Source organism: Nocardiopsis oceani (genome assembly GCF_054777395.1).
Genome location: NZ_BAAHAR010000099.1, coordinates 1 through 5341, shown reverse-complemented (window position 1 = coordinate 5341; position 5341 = coordinate 1). Strand labels below are relative to the sequence as shown.

At 68.5% G+C, this 5341-nt stretch carries 5 protein-coding genes; 2 read left to right on the top strand and 3 right to left on the bottom strand.

Going from position 1 to position 5341, the window contains the following annotated elements:
- Positions 1-1207: 1207 nt before the first annotated feature.
- The 3 genes from ACYVDG_RS32375 to ACYVDG_RS32365 are packed head-to-tail and all read right to left on the bottom strand — an operon-like array spanning position 1208 to position 3570.
- Entirely contained in the window at positions 1208-1813 is a 606-nt protein-coding gene (locus ACYVDG_RS32375) for a methylated-DNA--[protein]-cysteine S-methyltransferase (RefSeq protein ID WP_460763946.1), read from the bottom strand.
- Positions 1810-3243 carry an AlkA N-terminal domain-containing protein gene (locus tag ACYVDG_RS32370; RefSeq protein ID WP_460763941.1) on the bottom strand — a complete coding sequence of 478 codons (1434 nt, stop codon included), beginning with the start codon at positions 3241-3243 and terminating at the stop codon, positions 1810-1812. The genes ACYVDG_RS32375 and ACYVDG_RS32370 overlap by 4 nt, the downstream gene beginning before the upstream one ends.
- Before the next feature lie 42 nt (positions 3244-3285).
- The gene (locus ACYVDG_RS32365; RefSeq protein ID WP_460763936.1) at positions 3286-3570 is read right to left on the bottom strand and encodes a hypothetical protein; all 285 of its coding nucleotides are present in this window, start codon (positions 3568-3570) and stop codon (positions 3286-3288) included.
- Between the two features lie 147 nt (positions 3571-3717).
- On the opposite strand from ACYVDG_RS32365, the gene ACYVDG_RS32360 reads away from it, so the two are divergent.
- Together ACYVDG_RS32360 and ACYVDG_RS32355 are read left to right on the top strand one after the other, a co-directional pair.
- Entirely contained in the window at positions 3718-4128 is a 411-nt protein-coding gene (locus ACYVDG_RS32360; protein ID WP_460763933.1) for a cobalamin B12-binding domain-containing protein, read from the top strand.
- 360 nt (positions 4129-4488) lie between these two features.
- The coding region (locus ACYVDG_RS32355; protein ID WP_460763927.1) for an ATP-grasp domain-containing protein at positions 4489-5341 on the top strand (853 nt) is incomplete at its 3' end.

Sequence of the window (5341 nt, the reverse complement as noted above, 5' to 3'; positions counted from 1 at the left end):
CACCTTGACCCGCTTCGCTGCGACGGCGGGTCGGCGGCAGTCAGGAAACGGGGGGCGTGTGGTCGGGGCGGCGACGGGACCGGCCTGCGGCCGGGAACTGCCCCGGCCGTGGCCGGCCGGGTTCCTTCCCGTGGGTCTGGTTGTGTCGGCAGGCGCGTCGCAATCCAGTGGCCGGTCGGCGACGAAGGGCCCGATCAGGCCGGGGACGTGGCTGGGCGCGTCCCACCGGTCTGGCGGCTCGGTGGTGGGTGGCCCATACGGGTGCGGGTGGTGCTGTTGGCCCGGTCGGGTGTGGGGTGGGGCGTGGTGAGCCCCCCTGTTGGAGTCATTGTGGGCGCCGAGATTGCCTCCAGGGAGGGGGTTCACTGGCCCCCCGGGGGGGGCGGCCTCGGTGTCCGAAACCGGCCCGGCGAAGATGACCGCTGTGTCCGCAACCGGTTCATCCCCGATGATCTTGCCCCTGGCTCAACCCTCGGCCGTCGAGGGTTGAGCTGGGAGCAAGATCATCGTCGGAAAAGGGGGGCTGAGTCTGACCGAAAGCCCGGTGGGACGCGCTCGGCCATGCGCCCGGCCTGCTCGGGTCCTTCGTCGCCTGCTGGTCACTGGATTGGGACGCGCTGTCCGATGATGCCGGGCGGATGGGCGGGAAGCCGGCCGGTCACGGCCGGACCGGGCGAAGCCCGGCCCTTCGGACCGGGCGAAGCCCGGCCCTTCGGACCGGGCGAAGCCCGGCCCTTCGGGCCGGAGGCCCGGGGCCCGAAGGGCCCCTTGGGGCCCCCTTGCTACCCCGACCACAGGCCCCCCGTTTCCTGACTGCCGCCGACCCGCCGTCGCAGCGAAGCGGGTCAAGGTGGAGCGCCAATGATGCGCGAAGCGCTCGATGGCGACGACCTTGACGCGCGCAGCGGAGACGGCCACCATCAAGCGGCAGGAAACGGGGCAACCACCCGCACCAGCAGGGGACCACCGCACCCAACAACAAACCCCCGCCCACCGCGGCCCTGCTCGCAAACCCCCGCCCACCGCGGCCCTGCTCGCAAACCCCCGCCCACCGCGGCCCTGCTCGCAAACCCCCGCCCACCGCGGCCCTGCTCGCAAACCCCCGCCCACCGCGGCCCTGCTCGCAAACCCCCGCCCACCGCGGCCCCGCGCACAGAGCCCCACCCACCGTGACTGGCGTGTGCGCTTTACGTTTGCAGGGGTGCGGTTACTGAAAGGTTGTGGCTGCTGGGGCTGAGGTTGCGCGCTTGTTCTGCGGGTGCTTTTCCAGGTTGAGTAGATACTTTTTGCGGTCCAGGCCTCCGGCATAGCCGGTGAGGCTGCCGTTGGCGCCGATGACTCGGTGGCAGGGGACGATGATGCTGATCGGGTTGCGGCCGTTGGCTGTGCCTACGGCGCGGGAAGCTGTGGGTTTGCCTAGTTCTTCGGCGAGTTCGCCGTAGCTGGCGGTTTCGCCGTAGGGGATGGTGGTGAGTGCTCGCCAGACTTGGAGTTGCCATGCTGTGCCTGTGGGGGCGAGTAATAGGTCGAAGCTTCGTAGGCCGCCGTTGAAGTAGGCGGTGAGTTGTTTCCCGATGTCGGTGAACACCTTGTGGTTGGCGATCCAGTTTTCCGGGATCGAGTGGGTTCCGTTCTGGGGTGGCGTCTTGACGCCGGTCAGGGCTTCGCCGTCGCCGTGCAGGAGGAGTTGGCCCAGCGGGGAGTCCAGCGTGGTGTAGTGGGTCGGGCCCGCGAGTGGGGCTTGGAAATGCACTGCATCGGTCCTCTGAGGGGTGGCTGCGGGCAGGTTGAGCGGCAGTGCGTTCTGGGTCATTCGGTCTTCCCGTTTTTGAGTGAGGCCCAGAGCAGGTGGGTGGCGTAGGAACGCCACGGGCTCCAGGATGTGGGTTGTGTTTTTTGGGTGAGGGCGTGTTTCACGCCCAGGTCTGTGGCGAGGAAGACGTCTGGGTCGCCGAGCCCGCGCATGCGGATGTAGCCGGCGGTCCAGGGGCCGATGCCGTGGAGATTCAGGAGCGCTTCCTCTGCGGTGTCGCGGTCGCTGCCCGGGCCCAGGGGGACTTGGTCGGTGGCGATCGCCCCGGCGAGGTTCACGAGGGCCCTGCCGCGGGACACGGGCATGGAGAGTTTGGCGGGGTCTGCCGCGGCCAGGGTTTGAGGCGCGGGGAAGGTGTGCGTGAGCGTGCCTTCGGGCGCTGTTAGTGGTTGGCCGTGCTGGTTGACCAGGCGTTCTGCCAGAGTGCGGGCGGCTTGGACGGAGACCTGTTGGCCTAGGACGGCTCGGATCGCTAGTTCGGCGGGGTCTACGTGACCCGGGGCTCGGATACCCGGGTGCTTCTTGAGGATGGGGCCCAGGACGGGGTCTGGTGAGAGGACCTCGGCTACCGCCTCGGGGTCGGCGTCCAGGTCTAAGAGGTTTCGGCAGCGGCGCACGGCGCTGGCCAGGTCGCTTGGATCGGTCAGCCACAGGCGGCACAGCACGTGGTTCGAGCCCGGTGAGAGTTCGGCGGTGGCGGGGCCGTGCGGCAGGTTGAGGGTGCGGCGGTAGGTGCCGTCGGTGTACTCCTCGATACCGGGGACCGCGCGGGCTCCGAGGAAGGCGAGCATACCGGTCAGGTCGACCTGGCCCCGGTAGGGGAGCCGGAGCGCTAATGCTCCGGGGGGAGCCGGTGTCTGGTTGTTGGCAGCACTGCGCATCTGGGTGGGGGAACGGTCGAAGACCGCCCGGATGGTTTCGTTGAACTGTCGGATACTCGCGAAACCCGAAGCGAAGGCGGCGTCCGCCATGGGCATGTCCGTGGTTTCCACGAGGATCCGGGCGGTGTGGGCCCGCTCAGTGCGGGCCAGTGCCAGTGGGCCCGCGCCCAGTTCGGCTGTGAGGAGGCGGTTCAGTTGGCGCTCGCTGTAGCCGAGGGTGTCGGCGACCGAGCCGACCCCGCCGCGGTCGATCGCGCCGTCGTGGATCAGGCGGACCGCTCGGCCGACGATGTCGGCCCGCACGTTCCACTCGGGTGAACCCGGGACCGTGTCCGGGCGGCAGCGTTTGCAGGCGCGGTAGCCCGACTCCTGCGCCGCTGCCGCCGAGCGGTAGAAGTGGACGTTCTCACGGCGCGGGGTGACCGCCGGGCAGCTGGGGCGGCAGTAGATACCGGTGGTGCGCACGGCGGTGTAGAAGACCCCGTCGAAGCGGGAATCCCTGCTGTGTACTGCGCGGTAGCGCTGCTCGTCGTCCATCACGCCACCCATGATCACTGACCGTACGAGGTGGGTGCTGGCGGTTTTCGGACATTACTCTCCGCCGTGTTCCGCCAGGTACTGGATGTAGACGGGGCGCAGTGCCTCCTGGACGTCGGTGTCGGTCTCCGTGGACAGCGCTTCGTACAGGAAGCCTGAGGCCTGGGCGACACTGGCTTCGCTGGCGTCCATGTTGCCCGCGATGGCCTCGGCGGCCGGGATCAGCCCTAGCAACCGCCAGAAGAAACGGACGTCCCAGCGCCGCTTCGCGAGCTCCACGGCGCGGTCGCGCAGGTCCTCGGTGCTGGTGTGCTCGAAACCGGTGGCATAGTCGTCCATGTCCGGACAGTACCCGGCCCCTGAGCCGGGCACTCGTTCGTGACCTGCGTTACTCTGCTGACGAGTTCATCATCTCCTCCCCGAGCGCTCGGGGAGACCCCCACAAGGGGTGCCGGGCGCGGCGGGGAACGTAGTGAGGGGTACGTCATGGCCGAGGCCGCCGCACGAGTTGTCGTCGCGAAACCGGGACTGGACGGGCACGACCGGGGGGTCAAGATCGTCGCCAGGGTCCTGCGTGACGCCGGGGTCGAGGTCATCTACACGGGTCTGCGCCAGACCCCGGAGATGATCGTCGCCGCCGCGCTCCAGGAGGATGCCGACGCCATCGGGCTGTCCGTGCTCTCTGGAGCCCACATGACCATGTTCGGTCGGGTGATGGAGTTGCTGCGCGAGAACGACGCCACAGACATCCGGGTGTTCGGCGGGGGCATCATCCCCGACTCCGACATCGCGGAACTGGAGGCCCTAGGGGTCGCCAGGATCTTCACGCCTGGGGCGCCCACCGCGGAGATCGCGGAGTGGGTGCGCGACAACATCCGGCCCGCGCACGCCGCCTGACGTGACGTTCGTCGCATTCCGGGAGATGTCCGATCTGGGGCTGTAACGGCTCGGATCGGTGTTATCGGCCGTGTCGCTGGTCACAGACTTTCCCACGTGAGAACGGTGGCATTGCCGCATGAGCGGCTTTTGAGTCCGTTCTCACCGGGGCAACGCCGCCCCGGTGTCCGGCTGCCGGACCGCGGGCGACTAAGCTTTGCGCATGTCGCGGGTGGCAAGGCCGCGGCGATCTCGAACTCTGTAGGCGGCTCTGCCCCACCGGGGCATGCGTCGTGTGACACCTACTCAGTACGTCACCGCCGAACCGGACACGCCACCCCGGTACACACTTGAGCCAGCGAGTTACAAGGACGGACCCTCGTGGACCTGTTCGAATACCAGGCGAAGGAACTCTTCGCAGAGTACGGAGTTCCCGTACCCCAGGGGAAGGTGGCGAGCACGGCCGCTGAGGCGCGTGCCATCGCTGATGAGTTCGCCGCCGCGGGCAAGGCCCGCGTCGTCGTGAAGGCCCAGGTCAAGACCGGTGGCCGCGGTAAGGCCGGTGGCGTGAAGGTGGCCGACGGCCCCGAGGACGCCCAGGCCAAGGCCGAGGAGATCCTCGGCATGGACATCAAGGGCCACACGGTCCACCGTGTCCTGGTGGAGGAGGCGAGTGACATCGCCGAGGAGTACTACTTCTCCTTCCTCCTCGACCGCGCCAACCGTGACTTCCTCGCCATCTGCTCCAAAGAGGGCGGCATGGAGATCGAGGAGGTCGCCGAGACCAACCCCGACGCCGTTGCGAAGATCTCGATCGACGCCCTGAAGGGTGCGCCGGCCGACGTCGCCGCGGAGATCGTCAAGGCGGGCAAACTGCCCGAGGCTGCCGTCGCGGGTGCCACCGAGATCGTCACCAAGCTCTGGGACGCCTTCGTCGGCAAGGACGCCACCCTCGCGGAGGTGAACCCGCTGATCCTGACCTCCGGCGGCCGGGTCGTCGCCCTCGACGGCAAGGTGACCCTGGACGAGAACGCCGAGTTCCGCCAGGACCTGGACAGCCTCACCTTTGATGAGGAGGGTGACCCGCTCGAGGTCGCCGCCAAGGCCAAGGGCCTGAACTACGTCAAGCTCGACGGTGAGGTCGGCATCATCGGTAACGGTGCCGGTCTGGTCATGTCGACCCTGGACGTGGTCGCCTACGCCGGTGAGGAGCACGGTGGTGTCAAGCCCGCCA

What these genes read in the sequence shown, in the direction of transcription:
- ACYVDG_RS32365 (WP_460763936.1), bottom strand. Translation starts at nt 3,570, where the DNA reads ATGGACGACTATGCCACCGGTTTCGAGCACACCAGCACCGAGGACCTG.
- ACYVDG_RS32360 (WP_460763933.1), top strand. Translation starts at nt 3,718, where the DNA reads ATGGCCGAGGCCGCCGCACGAGTTGTCGTCGCGAAACCGGGACTGGAC.
- ACYVDG_RS32370 (WP_460763941.1), bottom strand. Translation starts at nt 3,243, where the DNA reads ATGGGTGGCGTGATGGACGACGAGCAGCGCTACCGCGCAGTACACAGC.
- ACYVDG_RS32375 (WP_460763946.1), bottom strand. Translation starts at nt 1,813, where the DNA reads ATGACCCAGAACGCACTGCCGCTCAACCTGCCCGCAGCCACCCCTCAG.